The 17263-nt window shown below is 68.2% G+C and carries 17 protein-coding genes; 11 read left to right on the forward strand and 6 right to left on the reverse strand.

The window, feature by feature from the left end; genetic code table 11:
- Positions 1-103: 103 nt before the first annotated feature.
- Entirely contained in the window at positions 104-700 is a 597-nt protein-coding gene (locus tag JHW48_RS04195; protein ID WP_119887263.1) for a sulfotransferase family 2 domain-containing protein, read from the reverse strand.
- Between the two features lie 242 nt (positions 701-942).
- Between JHW48_RS04195 and recA the strand changes: the two genes are divergently transcribed.
- From recA to JHW48_RS04215, 4 genes are all read left to right on the forward strand, one after another.
- Entirely contained in the window at positions 943-2013 is a 1071-nt protein-coding gene (gene recA, locus JHW48_RS04200; RefSeq protein WP_119887262.1) for a recombinase RecA, read from the forward strand.
- A 183-nt stretch (positions 2014-2196) separates the two neighbouring features.
- Positions 2197-4848, forward strand: coding sequence for an alanine--tRNA ligase (gene alaS / locus JHW48_RS04205; protein ID WP_119887261.1), 2652 nt, complete (start codon positions 2197-2199; stop codon positions 4846-4848).
- The gene (locus JHW48_RS04210) at positions 4845-5144 is read left to right on the forward strand and encodes a DUF1330 domain-containing protein (protein WP_119887260.1); all 300 of its coding nucleotides are present in this window, start codon (positions 4845-4847) and stop codon (positions 5142-5144) included. The genes alaS and JHW48_RS04210 overlap by 4 nt, the downstream gene beginning before the upstream one ends.
- Before the next feature lie 60 nt (positions 5145-5204).
- On the forward strand, positions 5205-5999 hold the full coding sequence (locus JHW48_RS04215; RefSeq protein WP_119887259.1) for a class II glutamine amidotransferase: 795 nt from the start codon (positions 5205-5207) through the stop codon (positions 5997-5999).
- Here the strand turns inward: JHW48_RS04215 and JHW48_RS04220 are convergent, their stop codons facing one another.
- Together JHW48_RS04220 and gatB are read right to left on the reverse strand one after the other, a co-directional pair.
- Positions 6000-6248 (reverse strand): hypothetical protein, encoded by a 249-nt coding sequence (locus JHW48_RS04220; RefSeq protein ID WP_119887258.1) that lies wholly within the window; start codon positions 6246-6248, stop codon positions 6000-6002.
- A 54-nt stretch (positions 6249-6302) separates the two neighbouring features.
- Positions 6303-7814, reverse strand: a complete 1512-nt coding sequence (gene gatB, locus JHW48_RS04225) for an Asp-tRNA(Asn)/Glu-tRNA(Gln) amidotransferase subunit GatB (protein WP_119887257.1) — start codon at positions 7812-7814, stop codon at positions 6303-6305.
- A gap of 276 nt (positions 7815-8090) precedes the next feature.
- Here gatB and JHW48_RS04230 point away from each other — a divergent pair, with 276 nt between their 5' ends.
- Entirely contained in the window at positions 8091-8702 is a 612-nt protein-coding gene (locus tag JHW48_RS04230) for a lytic transglycosylase domain-containing protein (protein WP_119887256.1), read from the forward strand.
- 33 nt (positions 8703-8735) lie between these two features.
- Here the strand turns inward: JHW48_RS04230 and JHW48_RS04235 are convergent, their stop codons facing one another.
- Complete coding sequence (locus JHW48_RS04235) at positions 8736-10124, reverse strand: M20/M25/M40 family metallo-hydrolase (RefSeq protein WP_119887255.1); 1389 nt, start codon at positions 10122-10124, stop codon at positions 8736-8738.
- 161 nt (positions 10125-10285) lie between these two features.
- Between JHW48_RS04235 and hemA the strand changes: the two genes are divergently transcribed.
- Together hemA and JHW48_RS04245 are read left to right on the forward strand one after the other, a co-directional pair.
- On the forward strand, positions 10286-11515 hold the full coding sequence (gene hemA / locus JHW48_RS04240) for a 5-aminolevulinate synthase (protein ID WP_119887254.1): 1230 nt from the start codon (positions 10286-10288) through the stop codon (positions 11513-11515).
- 107 nt (positions 11516-11622) lie between these two features.
- Complete coding sequence (locus JHW48_RS04245) at positions 11623-12912, forward strand: helix-turn-helix domain-containing protein (RefSeq protein ID WP_240637933.1); 1290 nt, start codon at positions 11623-11625, stop codon at positions 12910-12912.
- Between the two features lie 13 nt (positions 12913-12925).
- Here JHW48_RS04245 and JHW48_RS04250 read toward each other — a convergent pair whose 3' ends face one another.
- The gene (locus tag JHW48_RS04250) at positions 12926-13966 is read right to left on the reverse strand and encodes a dipeptidase (RefSeq protein WP_272835847.1); all 1041 of its coding nucleotides are present in this window, start codon (positions 13964-13966) and stop codon (positions 12926-12928) included.
- 118 nt (positions 13967-14084) lie between these two features.
- Here JHW48_RS04250 and JHW48_RS04255 point away from each other — a divergent pair, with 118 nt between their 5' ends.
- Both JHW48_RS04255 and parA read left to right on the forward strand, forming a co-directional pair.
- A complete protein-coding gene (locus JHW48_RS04255) occupies positions 14085-14405 on the forward strand; it encodes a putative quinol monooxygenase (protein WP_119887027.1) in 321 nt (106 codons plus the stop codon).
- A 76-nt stretch (positions 14406-14481) separates the two neighbouring features.
- The gene (gene parA, locus JHW48_RS04260; RefSeq protein ID WP_119887028.1) at positions 14482-15114 is read left to right on the forward strand and encodes a ParA family partition ATPase; all 633 of its coding nucleotides are present in this window, start codon (positions 14482-14484) and stop codon (positions 15112-15114) included.
- 4 nt (positions 15115-15118) lie between these two features.
- Here parA and JHW48_RS04265 read toward each other — a convergent pair whose 3' ends face one another.
- Complete coding sequence (locus JHW48_RS04265) at positions 15119-15421, reverse strand: hypothetical protein (RefSeq protein WP_119887029.1); 303 nt, start codon at positions 15419-15421, stop codon at positions 15119-15121.
- Positions 15422-15611: 190 nt separating this feature from the next.
- Between JHW48_RS04265 and JHW48_RS04270 the strand changes: the two genes are divergently transcribed.
- Positions 15612-16316, forward strand: coding sequence for an HAD family hydrolase (locus JHW48_RS04270; RefSeq protein ID WP_240637910.1), 705 nt, complete (start codon positions 15612-15614; stop codon positions 16314-16316).
- On the forward strand, positions 16313-17233 hold the full coding sequence (locus tag JHW48_RS04275; protein WP_119887031.1) for a DMT family transporter: 921 nt from the start codon (positions 16313-16315) through the stop codon (positions 17231-17233). The genes JHW48_RS04270 and JHW48_RS04275 overlap by 4 nt, the downstream gene beginning before the upstream one ends.
- Positions 17234-17263: the final 30 nt, after the last annotated feature.

A 17263-nucleotide genomic window follows, 5' to 3' on the forward strand; every position in this document is an offset into this window, starting at 1 on the left:
ACGGCGGGTAAGTGTCGGCCCAGATTGAACTCCGAGCAAATGCGCCTCGGCCCGCCGGACCGCTGTTTCGAACGCCAGATGGTGCTGGCCGTGTGACGCGCGCTCAGCCGTCGCGCGACAGCCCGTCATAGAGCGTCAGGTCGGCCCGCATCGCCTGGCGCAGCCGGGTCTCGGCATCCTCGGGCAGGTGCACATCGACACTGGGCGGGACGTTGGCGCGCGGCAGCTCGATCGCGCAATCCAGCCGGGATTCCAGGAAATCGACGAAGCGGTCCATGGATTCATAGCGGAAGATCCGGTCGACCTGCGCGCCGCCCTGCGACAGGAAGGCCGCCTGGCTGACGATGCCCAGCCTGTCCGGCCCGTCCGGGGCGGCATAGTCGCGGGCGAAATCGGCAAAGCTGACCCCCAGCATCGGGTGGTCGGGGTCGTCGTCATCGTCGCGCAACTTGAAGCGGTACCAGCTGCGCAGCCAGTCCACCGGCTCGCGCATCAGGGCGACGGTGGTGAAGGCCTGGCCGGTCTGGGCCTGAAGCCACGGCCCCAGAAACCGGTGATAGGTGGCGATGTCGGTATGCTTCATCGCGCCGGGCCGCTGCAGCGATGCCGAGGCCAGCGATTCCAGCGCCATCTCGACCGCGGTCGATCCGGCCTTGGGCGTGGCCAGAAACACCAGCTGCTGGTCCCAGAATATCAGCATGCCGTCCCCTTTCGATCCCGCCGCCCTGTCCGGGGCGCAGCAATAGCGGGGCGGGACGGGCGGTGTAAACGGTTTGTTAACCCCTGCGGCGCAATGCTTCGAAAGGCGAATCGGGAATTAACCACAAGATCCTTGAAAACTGGTTAGGGATGGCGCATCTAGGTGCGAACAAGGCAAGAACATCCGGTCGGTCGAACAGATTGCCCCGCCCGGAGGGCTGTGAAATAACGATAGGGAATGACATGGCACAGGCGAGCATCTTCGACATGACGGACAAACGCAGCGCGGACAAGCAGAAGGCCTTGGACAGCGCATTGGCTCAGATCGAACGCCAGTTCGGCAAGGGCTCGATCATGAAGCTGGGCAAGGACAGCCCCGTGGCCGAGATCGAGGCGACCTCGACCGGGTCCTTGGGTCTGGACATCGCGCTTGGCATCGGCGGGCTGCCCAAGGGCCGGATCATCGAGATCTTCGGGCCGGAAAGCTCGGGCAAGACGACGCTGACGCTGCATGTCGTGGCCGAGGAGCAGAAGAAGGGCGGCGTCTGCGCCTTCGTCGATGCGGAACATGCGCTGGATCCGCAATATGCCAAGAAGCTGGGCGTGAACCTAGACGAGCTGCTGATCAGCCAGCCCGACACGGGCGAGCAGGCGCTGGAGATCGTGGACACGCTGGTGCGGTCGGGCGCGGTCAGCCTGGTCGTGGTCGATTCGGTCGCGGCGCTGACGCCCAAATCCGAAATCGAGGGCGACATGGGCGACATGCAGATGGGCAGCCAGGCCCGTCTGATGAGCCAGGCCATGCGCAAGCTGACCGCCAGCATCGGCCGCTCGAACTGCATGGTGATCTTCATCAACCAGATCCGCATGAAGATCGGCGTCATGTTCGGCAACCCCGAGACGACGACGGGCGGCAACGCGCTGAAATTCTATGCCTCGGTCCGTCTGGACATCCGCCGCACCGGCGCCGTCAAGGACCGCGATGAGGTGGTGGGCAACTCGACCCGCGTGAAGGTGGTCAAGAACAAGGTCGCGCCGCCCTTCCGGCAGGTGGAATTCGACATCATGTATGGCGAAGGCATCAGCAAGGTGGGCGAACTGATCGACCTGGGCGTCAAGGCCGGCGTGGTCGAGAAGTCGGGCGCCTGGTATTCCTATGGCGACGAGCGGATCGGCCAGGGCCGCGAGAACGCCAAGCAGTTTCTGCGCGACCGTCCCGAGGTGGCTTTCGCCATCGAGGACAAGATCCGCGCCAGCCACGGGCTGGAATTCGGGGTCGAGGGCGGCGAGGACGAATCGCTGACCGAGGAGTGATCCCGCAACCTGCCCGATCTGATTGTGCGCCGAGGCAAGCCTCGGCGCATTGTCTTTCCCCCGCGTTCCGGCCTGCGCCGGAACACGGGCGGTGGGCGCCCTTGCTGGACAGGGATGCGGGCGGCGGTTAGACCAAGGACCGAACCGGCACGGCCGGAGACACCCCTGCGATGAAGGCCCGCCATGCCCAGTCTGAATGACATCCGCTCGACTTTCCTCGGCTATTTCGAGAAGAACGGCCACCGCGTCGTGGAGAGCAGCCCGCTTGTCCCGCGCAACGATCCCACGCTGATGTTCGCCAATTCCGGCATGGTGCAGTTCAAGAACCTGTTCACCGGGGTCGAGACGCGCGACTACAACCGTGCGACCACGGCGCAAAAATGCGTGCGGGCGGGCGGCAAGCACAACGATCTGGACAATGTGGGCTATACGGCGCGGCATCACACGTTCTTCGAGATGCTGGGGAATTTCAGCTTTGGCGATTATTTCAAGGACCAGGCGATCGCCCATGCCTGGGAGCTGCTGACCAAGGAGTTCGGCATTCCCAAGGACCGGCTGCTGGTCACCGTCTATCACACCGATGACGAGGCGGCCGAGCTCTGGAAGAAGGTCGCGGGCCTCGGCGACGACCGCATCATCCGCATCCCTACAGCGGACAATTTCTGGCAGATGGGGCCGACCGGACCCTGCGGCCCCTGCACCGAGATCTTCTTCGATCACGGTGACAAGATCTGGGGCGGCCCTCCGGGATCGGCTGATGAGGATGGCGACCGCTTCATCGAGATCTGGAACCTGGTCTTCATGCAGAACGAGCAGTTCGAGGACGGCTCGATGCGCGCGCTGGACATGCAGTCCATCGACACTGGCATGGGGCTGGAGCGGATCGGCGCGCTGCTGCAGGGCAAGCACGACAATTATGACACCGATCTGATGCGGTCGCTGATCGAGGCATCGGCCAACGTGACCAGCGCGGACCCGGACGGGCCGGGCAAGGTGCACCACCGGGTGATCGCGGATCACCTGCGCTCGACCAGCTTCCTGATCGCGGATGGGGTGATGCCCAGCAATGAGGGGCGCGGCTATGTGCTGCGGCGGATCATGCGGCGCGCGATGCGCCATGCGCATATGCTGGGCGCGCAGGACCCGGTCATGCACAAGCTGGTCCCGGCGCTGGTGCGCCAGATGGGCGCGGCCTATCCGGAGCTGACCCGTGCGCAGGCGATGATCGAGGAGACGCTGCGCTCGGAGGAGACGCGGTTCCGCCAGACGCTGGACCGGGGCCTGCGGCTCTTGGACGATGAGCTGGCGAAGCTGCCCGAGGGGGCGGATCTGCCGGGCGAGGCGGCATTCAAGCTCTATGACACCTTCGGTTTCCCGCTGGACCTGACGCAGGACGCGCTGCGCGAAAAGGGCCGCGCGGTGCAGATCGAGGGCTTTGACGCCGCCATGGCCGAGCAGAAGCGCATGGCGCGGGCTGCCTGGTCGGGATCGGGCGAGGCTGCCGATGCGACGATTTGGTTCGAACTGGCGGAAAAGCACGGGGTCACCGAATTCCTGGGCTATGACACCGAGGAGGCCGAGGGCCAGATCACCGCGCTGGTGATCGACGGCGCGGATGTGGCCGAGGCGCACGTGGGCGCATCGGTCGCCATCGTGGTGAACCAGTCTCCCTTCTACGCCGAAAGTGGCGGTCAGGTCGGCGATCAGGGCATGATTCGGACCGAGACCGGCGCGGCGCGTGTCACGGACACGAAAAAGGTCGCGGGTGTCTTTATCCATCAGGCTCAGGTCACGATGGGCACGATCAGCCGCGGGCAGGGCGCGCAGCTGGTGGTAGACCATGACCGCCGCGGCGCGATCCGCGCGAACCATTCGGCGACGCATCTGCTGCACGAGGCGCTGAGGGGTGCGCTTGGCGATCACGTCGCGCAGCGGGGCAGCCTGAACGCGCCCGACCGGCTGCGCTTCGATTTCAGCCATAACAGCGCGGTCAGCGCCGAGGAGATGGCGCGGATCGAGGCCGAGGTGAACGCCTATATCCGCCAGAACAGCCCGGTCGAGACGCGGATCATGACGCCCGACGATGCGCGGGCCCTGGGGGCGCAGGCGCTGTTTGGTGAGAAATACGGCGACGAGGTGCGCGTCGTGTCGATGGGCGCGCAGCCGGGCAGCGGCAAGGGCGCGGAAGGTGCTGCCTATTCGTTGGAGCTGTGCGGCGGCACGCATGTGGCGAGGACGGGCGATATCGGGGCCTTCGTGCTGCTGGGCGATGCGGCCTCCAGCGCGGGCGTGCGGCGGATTGAGGCGCTGACCGGTCAGGCGGCGCTGGATCACCTGCGCGGTGCCGACAGCCGCTTGGGCGAGATCGCGGGCATCCTCAAGGCGCAATCGGCCGAGGTGGTGAACCGCGTGCGTGCGCTGGCCGACGAGCGCAAGGCCTTGGCCAACGAGGTCGCGCAGCTGAAGCGTCAGCTGGCCATGGGCGGCGGGGACGAGGCCGAGGAGATCGCGGGGGTCAAGTTCATCGCCCGCAAGGTCGAGGGCGTGGGCGGCAAGGAGCTGGGCGCGCTGGTCGACGAGATGAAGGCGGGCCTGGGCAGCGGGGCCGTGCTGGTCCTGGCCGAGGATGGCGGCAAGGCCACGGTCGCCGCCGGTGTCACGCCGGACCTGACCGGGCGCATCAGCGCGGTGGCGTTGGTGCAGTCCGCTGTCGCCGCACTGGGCGGCAAGGGGGGTGGCGGCCGCCCCGACCGGGCGCAAGGCGGGGCGCCCTCGCTGGCGGCCGCGGAAACGGCGTTCCAGGACGCCCGCAAGATCATTGAGGACAGCAAATGACCGCACTCTGGATTGCCCATGTGACCGTGACCGACCCCGACGCCTATGGCCTTTATGCCAAGGCGGCGGGACCGGCGATCGCCGCGCATGGCGGCGTCTTCTTGGCCCGCGCAAGCCGCTATCACGTGCTGGAGGGTGCGGATCGCGCCCGGCATGTGGTCGCGCGGTTCCCCAGCCTTGATGCGGCGGTTGCCTGTTATCACAGCAGTGAGTACCAGGCGGCGCTGGCGCATGCCAAAGGCGCCAGCGAACGCGACCTCGTGATCGTGGAAGAGACGCCGCCCCCGTCGGAATAGGTGAATCCTTCAGACTTTCGTGCTAGTCCTGTCACAAAAGAGACGTGAAAGGGGCAGGGCATGTGTCGTTGGGCCGCCTATCTGGGCGCACCGATCTTTCTGGAGGACATCGTCAGCCGGCCGGCGCATTCGCTGATCCGGCAGAGCCAGGGGGCGACCCGCTGCCAGACGCCGGTGAATGCCGACGGATTCGGCATCGCCTGGTATGGCGAACGGCCCGAGCCGGGGCTCTATCGCGATGTCATGCCCGCTTGGTCGGACCCGAACCTGCGCAGCCTGGTGGGGCAGGTGCGGTCGGGTTTGTTCATGGCGCATGTGCGGGCCTCGACCGGGACGGCGACCAGCCGCAACAACTGTCACCCCTTTGCCGTGGGTCGGTGGAGCTTCCTGCATAACGGCCAGTTCGGCGGCTATGACGGGTTCCGGCGCCATGCGGATGTGCTGATCAGCGACGAATTCTATCCCCATCGCAAGGGCGCCACCGACAGCGAGGCGCTGTTCCTGATCGCCTTGGGCGAGGGGCTGGACCACGACCCCCGCGCCGCGATGGAGCGGGCCATCGGCAAGCTGGGCGCGCTGGCCCGCCAGATGGGCGAGGCGCCCCATGTGCGGGCGGCCTGCGCGCTGTCGGATGGGCGGAACCTCTATGCGCTGCGCCATGCCAGCGACGATCTGGCGCCCTCGCTCTATTACCGCTGGTCCGAGACGCGGCGGGGCTGGGCGGTCGTGTCCGAACCGCTGGAGACCGACGAGGCCGATTGGCGCGAGGTGCCGCCGGGCAGCTTCTGCACCTTTGCGGGCGACCGCGTGCAGATCCAGGATTTCTGCCCCGACCGTCTGTCCGCCGCCGCGTGATCAGCCCTGCGCGCGGGGGCGGCGAAAGACCAGCACGTTGTGATAGATCGTTGTGCGGCTGGTCAGCCCGCTGCGTTCCTCACTGGGCAGGACATCGGCGCGCAGATAATCCCAGCCATCGGCGGCCATCCGGTTCAGCTCGGCCGTCAGCATGGCGGCGAAGCGGTCGGTGGGCGTCCTGGCCTCGCGCGATTTCTCGGTCCGGTGGGGGGCTGCGATGACGCAGTATTCATATCGGATATCGGTCATGGCGCATCCCTCGGACCGGATGGGGACGGTCCCGGCGAACCGGGACCGGGGCGATCACTGGGCCAGCTTGCGGGCCACCAGCTCGTTCACGGCGGCGGGGTTGGCCTTGCCGCCCGTGGCCTTCAGGACCTGGCCCACGAACCATCCGGCCAGCTTGGGATTGGCCTTGGCCTTTTCCACCTGGGCGGGGTTTTCGGCGATGATCTTGTCCACCGCGGCCTCGATGGCGCCCAGGTCGGTGACCTGCTTCATGCCACGATCCTCGACGATCCGGGCCGGGTCGCCGCCCTCGGTCCAGAGGATCTCGAACAGGTCCTTGGCGATCTTGCCCGAGATCGCGCCCGAGGCGATCAGGTCGATCACCCCGCCCAGCTGCGCGGCGGAAACGGGTGAGGTCGCGACGGTCAGCCCCTCCTTGTTCAGCCGGCCGAACAGCTCGTTGATGACCCAGTTCGCGGCCATCTTGCCGTCACGGCCCGCGGCCACGGCCTCGAAGTAATCGGCATTCTCGACCTCGGCGGTCAGAACGCCCGCGTCATATTCCGACAGGCCCATCTCGCGCACGAAGCGGGCCTTCTTCTCGTCCGGCAGTTCGGGCATCGAGGCCGCGATCTCGTCGACCCAGGCCTGCTCGATCTCCAAGGGCAGCAGGTCGGGATCGGGGAAATAGCGATAGTCATGCGCCTCCTCCTTCGACCGCATCGACCGCGTCTCGCCGCGGTCGGGATCGTAGAGGCGGGTTTCCTGCACGATCGTCCCGCCATCCTCCAGGATCGCAATCTGGCGCCGGGCCTCATAGTCGATGGCCGCCTGGATGAAGCGCATGGAGTTCATGTTCTTGATCTCGCAGCGCGTGCCCAGATGGCCGAAATCGCCGGTCTCGATGAACCGCTCGTAATCGCCGGGCTTGCAGACGCTGACGTTCACATCGGCGCGCAGGTTGCCGTTCTGCATGTTGCCGTCGCAGGTGCCCAGATAGCGCAGGATCTGGCGCAGCTTGACCACATAGGCGGCGGCCTCCTCGGGGCCGCGGATGTCGGGGCGGCTGACGATCTCCATCAGGGCGACGCCGGTGCGGTTCAGGTCCACGAAGGACATGTTCGGATCCATGTCATGGATCGACTTGCCCGCATCTTGTTCCATATGGATGCGTTCGATGCGCACGCGCCGCGCGATGCCGGGGGCCATGTCCACGATCACCTCGCCCTCGCCCACGATGGGGTGGTAGAGCTGGCTGATCTGATAGCCCTGCGGCAGGTCCGGATAGAAATAGTTCTTGCGGTCGAAGGCCGAACGCAGGTTGATCGCGGCCTTCAGCCCCAGCCCGGTGCGCACTGCCTGCGCCACGCAGAATTCGTTGATGACGGGCAGCATGCCGGGCATGGCGGCATCGACGAAGGCCACGTTGCTGTTCGGCTCGGACCCGAATTCGGTCGAGGCGCCGGAGAACAGTTTCGCCCTGGATGCGACCTGGGCATGGACCTCCAGCCCGATGACCAGTTCCCATTCGCCTGTCGCGCCATGGATCACCTTGGGTTCGGGGGCGGTATAGGTCAGGTCGAGCATGGGGGCCTCATCGCGGATCGGTCTCGGGCGGTGTTCTAGGGCAAGGCCCCGCCATTGTCACGGGTCGCCTGCGCGAATCGGCGATTGGTTCACGGGGCGTCAATGCCGGGCTGACATGCGCGTCATCGGCGGGCGGATCTGGGGGCCGTCGGCGGAAATCCGACCATGCGTGCGTGGGGGCAGGGCGGGTTCCTGCCGATGGATTCCAAGGCGTCTTGCGTGAATTCGCGGCTGGTCCCATGCGGGACGGCGACGAAACCACCTGCCGAGGTCCCGATGCGCGTCGCGCTTTCCCTTGCCGCCCTTGCCCTCGTGGCCGCCTGTTCGACGACCCCCGCCACGTCCCCCGTGGCCGAGGCGCAGGCCCGGGAGATGAGCCTGGCGGCAGCGCCGCCGATGCGGTGGGGACAGCGCAGCGGATCCGAGGAATGGACCCGCGCCACGATGCAGGCCCTGGAACGCGAAGGGGTCACGATGATCTCGCGCGTGCCAGCCGACATCAACGAATACTGCCCCAATTACAGCGAGCTGGGCGAGACGGGCCGCAAGGTCTTCTGGGCCGGGCTGCTGTCGGCGGTGGCGCGGCATGAAAGCACCTTCAACCCGCAGGCGGCGGGCGGCGGTGGCCGCTGGCTGGGCCTGATGCAGATCGCGCCCGCGACCTGGCGGCATTACGGCTGCGACGGCAATATCAAGAACGGTGCCGACAACATGTCCTGCGCGGTCAAGATCATGGCCCGCCAGGTCGGCCGCGACAATGCGGTGGCCCATGACGGCAATGGCTGGCGCGGCGTGGCACGGGACTGGGCGCCGATGCGCAGTTCCAAGAAGCGGGCCGATATCGCGGCCTGGACCTCCAGCCAGAGCTATTGCAGCCGCGAGGGTTGATCGGACGGGGGGCCTTGCGGCCCCCTTCCTTGTTCAGGACCGCAGCGCGGTCAGGATGCGCGCCCAGGACCGGGCACCCTTGGCAAAGGCCTCGACATCGTATTTCTCGTTCGGCGAATGGATGCGGTCATCGTCGCTGGCGAACCCGATCAGCAGCGAATCCATGCCCAGGATCTGCTTGAAATCCCCCGCGATGGGGATCGAGCCGCCCGCCCCGATGAAGGCCGCATCGCGGCCCCATTCCTCGCTGAGCGCGGTTCGGGCCTGATCGAAGGCGGGGTCGGTGATGTCCATGACGCTGGCGGGCGATGCGCCGTGATCATGAAATTCGACCCGGCAATCGGCGGGCAGAAAGCGGCGCACATGATCCTGGAAGGCCGCGCGGATCGCCTGCGGATCCTGGGTCCCGGTCAGGCGGAAGCTGACCTTGGCGCGCGCCATGGCGGGCAGGACGGTCTTGAACCCGTCGCCCGCATAGCCCCCGGCAATGCCGTTGATCTCGGCCGTAGGCTGGTTCCAGACCATCTCCAACGGCGTGCGGCCGGCCTCGCCGATGGGCTGCGACAGACCCACGCGGGACAGGAAGCCGCCCGCGTCGAAATCCAACGCCTGCCAGTCGCGGGCCAGCGCCTCGGGCAGGTCGGCCACGCCGTCATAGAAACCGGGCAGGGTGACGCGGCCCGTCCCGTCCTTCAGCGCGGCCAGGGCCTGGGCCAGGATCATGATCGGGTTCGCCGCCAGCCCGCCGAAGCTGCCCGAATGCAGGTCGCGATCGGCGGCGTGGATCACGACCTCCTGCCCGACCAGGCCGCGCAGCTGGGTGGTGATCGCCGGGCGGCCATCCGCATAGAGGCCCGTGTCGCAGATCACCGCCAGCGAGGCGCGCAGATCCTCCGCGTGATCGCGCAGGAAGGGCCGCAGCGAGGGCGAGCCGGATTCCTCCTCGCCTTCGAACAGCAGGATCAGGTCGGTGGGCAGGCTGCCATGGACGGCCTTCCAGGCACGAAAGGCCTCGACGAAGGTCATCAGCTGGCCCTTGTCGTCCGATGCGCCGCGGGCGCGGATGACGCGGCCCTTGGGTCCGTCCTCGATCGCGGGGGCGAAGGGCGGGCGGTCCCACAGCTCCAGCGGATCGACGGGCTGCACGTCGTAATGGCCGTAGAACAGCAGCGGCCGCGCATCGCCCTTGGGGCTGCGGGCGGTGACCATGGGATGGCCCGGCGTGTCATGGACCTGCGCATCAAAGCCCAGGCCTGTCAGCTCGTCGCGCAGCCATTCGGCGGCGCGGCGCACATCGCCCGCATGGGCCGGATCGGTCGAGATCGAGGGGATTCGCAGGAAATCGCACAGCCGGTCCAGCGCCGCGTCCAACCCCCCATCCAGCTGCGTCAGGATGTCCTGCAGCCTTGCCTCATTGCCCATGATTCCTACCTTTCTGACAAACGCATCCGGCCGCGGCCTGCGCCTTTGGTCGAATTTCGACTTTTCGGCCTGTTTTTTTCGCGCCTTGACCTCTATCAAGGCAGACAGCGCGCGGTCGGAGAATGATCGCACCCAGCCAGCTACGCAAGGGATCGCCCGCAATGAAATACGACGCCGCTCTGGACAAGGCCATCGCACGTCTGCACGACGAGGGGCGCTATCGCACCTTCATCGACATCGAACGTGCCAAGGGCCGTTTCCCCCAGGCCGTCTGGAACCGTCCCGATGGCGAGCGGCAGGAGATCACCGTCTGGTGCGGCAACGACTATCTGGGCATGGGGCAGCATCCCGTCGTTCTGGCCGCCATGCACGAGGCGCTGGACGCGACCGGCGCGGGTTCGGGCGGCACGCGCAACATCAGCGGCACGACCGTCTATCACAAGCGGCTGGAATCGGAGCTGGCGGACCTGCATGCCAAGGAGGCCGCGCTGGTCTTCTCCAGCGCCTACATCGCCAATGACGCGACGCTGTCCACGCTGCCCAAGCTGTTCCCCGGCCTGATCATCTATTCGGACGAGCTGAACCACGCGTCCATGATCGAGGGGATCAAGCGCAATGGCGGCGCCAAGCGCATCTTCCGCCACAACGACCTGGCCCATCTGCGCCAGCTGATGGCCGCCGACGATCCGGACGCGCCCAAGCTGATCGCCTTCGAATCGATCTATTCGATGGATGGCGATTTCGGGCCGATCGAGGGGTTCTGCGACCTGGCCGACGAGTTCGGCGCGCTGACCTATCTGGACGAGGTCCATGCCGTCGGCATGTACGGCCCCCGCGGCGGCGGCGTGGCCGAACGCGACGGGCTGTCGGGGCGCATCGACATCATCAACGGCACGTTGGGCAAGGCCTTCGGCGTCTTCGGCGGCTATATCGCGGCCAGCGCCAAGATGTGCGACGCGATCCGGTCCTATGCGCCGGGCTTCATCTTCACGACCTCGCTGCCGCCCACGGTCGCGGCGGGGGCCGCGGCCTCGATCGCGCTGCTGAAGACGCCCGAGGGGCAGAAGCTGCGCGATGCCCAGCAGCTGCATGCCCGCATCCTGAAGATGCGCCTGAAATCGCTCGGCATGCCGATCATCGACCATGGCAGCCATATCGTGCCGGTCCATGTGGGCCATCCGGTCCATTGCAAGTCGCTGTCCGACATGCTGCTGCGCGACTATGGCATCTATGTCCAGCCGATCAACTTCCCGACCGTGCCGCGCGGCACGGAACGCCTGCGCTTCACGCCCTCGCCGGTGCATGATCCCAAGCAGATCGACCACCTGGTGCGCGCGATGGATGCGCTCTGGTCGCATTGCGCGCTGAATCGCGCTGAATTGAGCGCATAGGCCAATCCGACCGTGAACTGCTCTCGCCTGCGTGATACCGTCGGGCTAAAGAAGGGCAGGTCGCGTCCGATTCGGACGCAACCATAACGGGCAATGAGGCATTCGGAATGAGCAGGCTGCGGGCACGCGACCCGGCAGAGGAGTATGTGCAGGTGGAGGATACGACCCCGTTCCTCGACGATGACACGCGCTTGGGCGACCTCATGCGCGGCGAACGCGCGACGCTTGGCAAATCGCTGCTGGATGTGCAGCGTGAGCTGCGCATCCGCGCCTCCTATGTCGCGGCCATCGAGAATTGCGACATCTCGGCCTTTGACACGCCCAGTTTCATCTCGGGCTATGTGCGGTCCTATGCGCGCTATCTGGGGATGGACCCGGATTGGGTGTTCCGCCGGTTCTGCCAGGAATCGGGGTTCCAGCCGACCCATGGCATGGCCGCATCGGCCGCGGGCCCGAAACCCGGCCGCCGCCCCTCGGACCCGGCCGAGGCGCTGGCCAATCCGCGCGCGCTGTTCATCCCCCAGGAGCGCAGCTTCTGGTCCGAGATCGAGCCCCGCGCCATCGGTGCTCTGGTCGTGCTGATCGCGCTGATCGGCGGGCTGGCCTATGGCGGTTGGGCCGTCCTGCAAGAGGTCCAGCGCGTCACCTTGGCCCCCGGCGACGACCTGCCCTCGATCGTGGCTGATCTGGACCCCGCCCAGGGCGCCGGCCTGTCCGGCCCCGCCATCGAAGGCACCGATGGCAGCGACATCGCCCAGACCCTGCCGCAGCCCGAGGCGCTGGACCGTCTCTATCGCCCCCAGATCCTGGAGGCGCCGGTCCTGACCGCCCGCGACGGCCCGATCGCGGCGATCGATCCGGGCCTGCTGGACAGCGTGGCCACCATCGACGAGGTCATCGCATCCGCCGGGCTGATCACCCGCATGCCCCAGCCCGTGGCAGGCCAGGCGCCCGCCCAGGCCGCGGGACCGCAGCTGCCCGAGGCGCAGGCCGCCGATCCGCAGCTGGCCGAGGCCGCCCCCGAGGGCGGGGTCCGCACCCTGGCCCCCGCTGCGCCGGGGACCGAGCTGCTGGCCGTGCGCCCGGCCTGGGTGCGCGTCACCTCGGCCGAGGGCACGGTGCTGCTGGAAAAGATCATGGATGCGGGCGAACGGTTCGCCCTGCCGCCGCTGGAACAGCCGCCGGTCCTGCGGACGGGCAATTCCGGCGCGGTCTATTTCGCGGTGAACGGCCAGACCTATGGCCCCGCCGCGCCGGGCGCCCAGGTGGTCAGCAACATCCAGCTGTCGGCCGAGGCGCTGACCGAGCGTTTTGCCCAGGCCGATCTGACCGCCGATGCCGACCTGGCCCAGATGGTCGCCGTCGCCCAGATCAACGGGGCCGAGACCGAGGATTGACCGCCGGGGGCCCTCAGGGCCTCCAGCTGCGGTCCAACACGCCCAGCCAGTTGTCGCAGGCGATCTTGCGGATCAGCGCCTCGCCATAGCCGTGATCGCGCATCGCCGCGATCAGCCGGGGCAGGGCGGCCGCGTCGGGCAGGTCGCGCGGCATCAGCGCCCCGTCGAAATCCGACCCGAAGGCCACGCCATCCTCGCCCAGGATCGCCAGCAGGTGGTCCAGATGCCGGATCATCACGCCCGGATCCTCCAGCGGCAGGCGCCGCCCGTCGGGCCGCAGGAAGCCGGAGGCGAAGTTCAGCCCGACCAGCCCGCCGCTTTCCCCGATCACGCGCAGCTGCCGGTCGGTCAGGTTGCGCGAGCTTTCGCAGATCGCGTGCGCCGCGCTGTGGCTGGCCACCAGCGGCGCGTCGGACAGGCGGGCGATGTCGTCGAACCCGGCCTCGTTCAGATGCGACAGGTCCAGCATGATCCCCAAGGCATTGCATTCCGCCACCAGCGCGCGGCCCGCATCGGTCAGCGGCCCGCCCCGGTCCGGCCCCGAGGGAAAGGCGAAGGGCACCCCGTGCCCATAGGCCGTGGGCCGCGACCAGACCGGCCCCAGGGACCGCAGCCCCATCGCATGCCACAGATGCAGCGCATCCATGTCGCGGATCGGCTCGGCGCCCTCCAGGTGCAGGATCGCGGCGATGCGCCCGGCGGCGATGCTGGCGCGCAGATCCGCGGTGGTCAGCGCGATGTCCAGCGTCCCGCTGCGCGCCAGCATCCGCAGGGCCGCGGCCTGGGCAAAGCCCGCGGGCAGGGCCGCGTCATGCCCGACCTGGGCGGGCAGAGGCAGGTCGAAGGGCGGCGCCGCCATCGCGGCCGCGTCATCCGGCCCCGCGGGCGAGGGCACCCAGACCGCGAAGAACCCGCCCACCATGCCCCCCGCCCGCATCCGCGGCAGGTCCAGTTGGCCGGTGCCGTCCCCCTCCAGCCACAGGCGCAGGCCGTCCGGCCCCGCCGCCACCACCCGCTGCAGGAAATCGTTATGGCCGTCGAAAACCGGGATCATCATGCGCTCCGTCCGTTTGCGCCGAAAAGGGCACAGGATCGGGCCGGCCGCAATCCCGCTTTGACGGCGGGCGGGGGCGCGCTAGGCTGGGGCCAGTCCCGACAGGAAAGGCCAGGCCATGCCCCGCATCACATCCGATTTCGACGGACAGACCGTCATCACCACCTTCGAGGTCACCCCCGGCAGCGCCCAGGACGTGCTGGACCTGCTGACCGAGGCCTGGGACCAGGTGATCAGCCGGCGCGAGGGTTGCCTGGGCGGGGCGATCCATCTGAACGACGCCCAGACCCGCATCGCCACCTATTCCCAATGGCGCGACCGGCGCGATTACCAGGCGATGCTGCGCGACCCGGAGATGCGGCGCCGCAACCGCGACATCCACGCCATGTGCAAAAGCTTCGAGCCGGTGATGTACGAGGTCCAGTCCGTGCATCCCTGATGATGCTGCCATGCAGAAAGCCCGTGCAATCGCCCCCCGGCCCCCCTAGGCTGGCCGCAAAAGGACGGAGGACGGCATGACGGGGCGGATCATCACGGTAGCCCAGCAGAAGGGCGGATCGGGCAAGACGACCGTGGCGGTGAATCTGGCGGTCAGCCTGCATGCGCGCGGCCATTCGGTGGCCTTGGTCGATACCGATCCGCAGGGCAGCCTGGGCCGCTGGTTCATGGAACGGATGGAGCGCAAGGGCGAGGACGAGGCGATGGATTTCTCGACCTCATCGGCCTGGGGGGCCAGCTACGAATCCGAGAAGCTGAAGCGCCGCTTCGATTTCGTCATCATTGACACGCCGCCCAAGATCGACAGCGACCTGCGCCCGGCGCTGCGGGCGGCGGATCTGGTCGTGGTGCCGGTGGCGACCAGCCATGTCGATCTGTGGGCGACCGAGGGGGTCCTGGACCTGGCGCGCCGCGAAAAGGCACCGCTGCTGGTGGTGCTGAACCGCACCCGCCCCAATACGCGCCTGTCGGCCGAGGTGGCCGAGAAGGCGGGCGAGCTGGGCGCGCATGTCGCAGACACCCAGATCGCCAACCGCGTCGCCTATGCCGAGACCCTGGGCCAGGGCCTGGGCGTGATCGAACGCCCCAAGGGCCCCGCGACCACCGAGATGGCCGCGCTGACCGACGAGGTTCTGGCGCTGATCGGCTGAGGGATCAGCGGCAGAGCCGCTCCGCCTGGCTGGCAAAGTTGCGATAGCGGCGCCAGAAGGCGTTGTCCGCGTCGCGCTTGGAGGTGCGGACCTCCTGCGCGCGGTGCGGGTCGCGGAAGAACTGGGCCGCGCGGCGCTGGTCGGACCGCGACAGGGTCTGGTTCGCGACCTGCTGGATGCAGCCGCAGAGCGGGGCGTTGCCGCGCGCGCGGTCCGACCGGACGCAGGCCGAATCGATGGGCCCGGCCACGGCCAGGGGGGTGGTCATGACGATCGCGGCGGCGGCGATCACGAAACGGTTCAGCATGGACTGTCTCCTCGGGTGCCTCGGATGGGCCGCGCCGCCGGTTGATCCGGTTCTTGCCCGCGCGGGCCTGGTGGGGCGACATTACCAGCAACCGCCCTCCCGCTCAACGACGCAGCGGCGGGCGCGATCATGATGACGTGATCCGGTTGCACGGCCGCGCCCGGCACGGCATGGGGGCGGGAAAAAGGGGATGACTGCGATGACCGCCTTCGACGCGATCGGCCTGGATGCCGATGACACGCTGTGGGAGAACGAGAGCTTCTTTCGCCTGACGGAGGCGGAGTTCTGCGCCCTGCTGGGCGATCATGCCGATCCGCAGATGATCGCCGACCGCCTGGACCGGACCGAACGGGCGAACCTGGCCCGCTATGGTTACGGCATCAAGGGCTTCATGCTGTCGATGGTCCAGACCGCGATCGAACTGACCGATGGCCGGATCGAGGGCCACCGCATCGCCCGCATCCTGGATCTGGGACAGGAGATGCTGGCCCATCCCGTCACCCTGCTGCCCGGCGTCGAGGCGGCGCTGGACGCGCTGGCCGGGCGGCGGCTGATCCTGGTGACCAAGGGCGACCTGATGGACCAGGAACGCAAGATCGCCGCATCGGGCCTGGCCGACCGCTTCGACGCGGTCGAGATCCTGGCCGACAAGACGCCCGAGGCCTATGCCCGCGTGCTGTTCAGCCACGGGCTGCGGCCCGAGGGCTTCGCGATGGCGGGCAATTCCATGCGCAGCGACGTGATCCCGGTGATCGAGCTGGGCGGCACCGGCATCTTCATCCCCCATGGCATGACCTGGGCGCATGAACATGCCGACGCCCCCGACAGCCCGCGCCTGCACGAGCTGACCTCGATGGCGGCGCTGCCCGACCTGCTGGCGCGGCTGGAGGCATGATCGCCGCCCTGTCCGAGAACGGGCGCGCCGCGCTCTTCATGGCGGCCGCCATGGCGATGTTCGCCATCGAGGACGCCTTCATCAAGACCCTGACCGCCCGGATGCCGGTCTGGCAGCTGCTGGCGGTGGTGGGCGTGGTGGCGGCGCTGCTGTTCTGGCTGCGGCTGGCGCGGCGGGGCCAGGCGCTGTGGTCGCGCGCGCTGCTGCATCCGATGGTCATGCTGCGCAATGCGGGCGAGGTGGTGGGCGCGGTCTGCTTCGTCACCGCCCTGGCCGTGGGCGAGCTGGCGACGACATCGGCGATCCTGCAGGTGCTGCCGCTGACCTTGGTGCTGGGCGGCGCACTGTTTCTGGGCGAACGGGTGGGCTGGCGGCGATGGGCCTCGGTCGCGGTGGGGTTCGCGGGGGTGCTGCTGATCCTGCGGCCGGGGACGGCGGCCTTTCACCCGGCGATGATCTGGGCGGTGGCGGGGGTCGCGGGGCTGACGCTGCGCGATCTGGCGACGCGGCGGGTGCCTGCGGGCGTGCCCTCGGACCTTCTGTCGGCATCGGCCTATGGCGCGATGGTGCCGGCGGGCCTGGCCTTGGCGCTGATCGGCGGCCAGCCCGCGATCCGCCCCGACGGGACCGAGGCGCTGCTGCTGGCGGGGACGGTCGTCTTCGGGATGCTGGGCTATGTCGGGCTGGTGGCCGCGACGCGCCTTGGCGAGGCGTCCGTGGTCGCGCCTTTCCGCTATACCCGTCTGGCCTTCGCGCTGATCGTGGCGGCGGTGGTCTTTGGCGAACGGCCCGACATGGCGACGCTGACCGGGGCGGCGCTGATCGCGGCCGCGGGCGGCTATGCGATGTGGCGCGAGGCCGGGCTGCGCCGCCGCGCCCGGCCGGTGGACGGGCTGCTGCGGCCGGGCGACCGCTGAGCGCGGCTGCGGCGGAACCCGCGCGCCGCC

The sequence above is a fragment of the Paracoccus aestuarii genome (genome assembly GCF_028553885.1).
Taxonomy (GTDB): Bacteria; Pseudomonadota; Alphaproteobacteria; order Rhodobacterales; family Rhodobacteraceae; genus Paracoccus; species Paracoccus aestuarii.